Origin of the sequence: Psychromonas hadalis ATCC BAA-638 (genome assembly GCF_000420245.1) — a bacterium.
In the GTDB taxonomy this organism is placed as follows: domain Bacteria; phylum Pseudomonadota; class Gammaproteobacteria; order Enterobacterales; family Psychromonadaceae; genus Psychromonas; species Psychromonas hadalis.
In genome coordinates, this window is the sequence record NZ_ATUO01000307.1 from 1 (window position 1) to 1,789 (window position 1,789).

General features: G+C 40.0%; 1 pseudogene. It reads right to left on the reverse strand.

What is annotated here, in order from left to right:
* Nucleotides 1-142 precede the first annotated feature (142 nt).
* Nucleotides 143-1,682, reverse strand: a pseudogene (tnpC, locus tag G322_RS24990) (IS66 family transposase).
* Between the last annotated feature and the right edge of the window lie 107 nt (nucleotides 1,683-1,789).

Genomic DNA, 1,789 nt, shown 5'->3' on the forward strand with positions numbered 1-1,789 from the left:
CAATTACAATAAATAGCTGATCTATTTTACTGGTTAAAACAACTCACTTCTACGTTGTAAGTTTCGCAAAGGGAACAACCATTTACGTCAACTTATGCCTTGAATTAAGCTGTTTTCCCTGCGTAAAATTTAGATCACATACTTAATATAATAACGCCTCTATTTTCTCCACACTCTCTGCAAGTGGCAGTTGCTCAGTAATGAATTTCAAATAACCATATGCATCTAGCCCGTTAGCTTTGGCTGTTTCAATCCACTGTAAATAGCAGCACTGGCATGTGCGCCATTAACGTTACTTGAGTGTAACCAGTTCTTGCGACCAACAACAAAAGGACGAATTGCATTTTCAGCAACATTATTATCCAGTGGAATGATGCCATCAGTTAAAAACTCAATTAATCGCGACCAGTTGTTGTTGAGATAGTGCAACGCTTTTCCAAGTGCTGATATTTTTGGTGATTGTAATATCGATTTATCCAGCCAAGTGCGCATCTCATTAATGATAACCGAAGATTCTTTTTGGCGTATTAGCAACCGTGCGTCATCGGATAAATCAGCATTCTGTTTTTCAATGCGATAAAGTTTAGCAATATAGTTCATTGCCATTTGCGCCTTACCTGATTTTTTTTTTGCGCTTTCAGTGCGTCGGTAAATTTTCGACGTGCGTGTGCCCAGCAAGCAATACGTGTAATACCGTTTGCCACGCAGACAGCGTTGTATCCCGCATAATCATCGGTAACAAGATAACCACTAAAGTCATCCAATAATGAAATCGGCACCGTGCCTGCCCTTGTGGGGGAATAATCGAATAAAACCACGCGCTTACCTTGTTCACCAGCAAGCCCACCCCACATATAGGATTTGGATTGCGCTGTTTTCCCCTCCTCATTTAACACTTGATAAGTAGTTTCATCATAATGAATAAGTGGTTGTTCAAGTAACCTATCTCAAAACAAATTTATCAAGGGAGTAAACACCTCGCCACCCAATTTTTTCATCCAGTTAGCCATGGTATTACGCGGAATATGTACTTGAGAGCGTTTAAAAATATTTTATAAATGATAAAGAGGCAGTGCATCTTGGTATTTGCTGACCGCGATGTAAGCCAGTGTACCTTCTGTTGCATTACTTTTAGGAAATGCTTGCTTTGGCATGCTCGCGCTATGAATGCCCTGTTCACAACAGCGACAGGTATATTTGAAACGAATGGAGCGGATAACTTCGATTGTGGCAGGAATGATTTCTAACTGCTCTGAAATTTCTTCACCGATTTTATGCAAAGGTTGTCCATCATGTGGACAAAACTTGTCTGCGTCATCTAAATCATAAACAACGTCAACACGAGGTAGGTGTGCTGGTAGCGTTGAGCGACCACGCTTTTTGGCGGTTGAAGGTGTTGTTTTATCATTTTTGCCGCTTTCTCCAACAGGCTCATCATCCGTTTCAGAGACGATTATTTGCTCAACCTCATCAAATAGCTCACTCTGTTGAGGATTCTGTTTTTCACTTGAAGAGGAAAAACGTTGAGCACGAGATAGCCTTAATTGCTCAAGCAACGTATTGATTTCTGCCTCTTTTTCAATCAGCAACGATTGTTCTTTCAGACGTAAATCCTGAAGCGTTTTAACGTCGGTAGGTAGTTGATTATTGGTGTTTTCCATGGTGTTTATTATACCTGACATTCCGCACCCATCTTAGGAATAAACCATCATGCTTTCAGGAATAAATTTTTTGATATATTGCCCCTAAGCAATCAATAATAACTCTATTCCTCTCTTTTAAATTCACT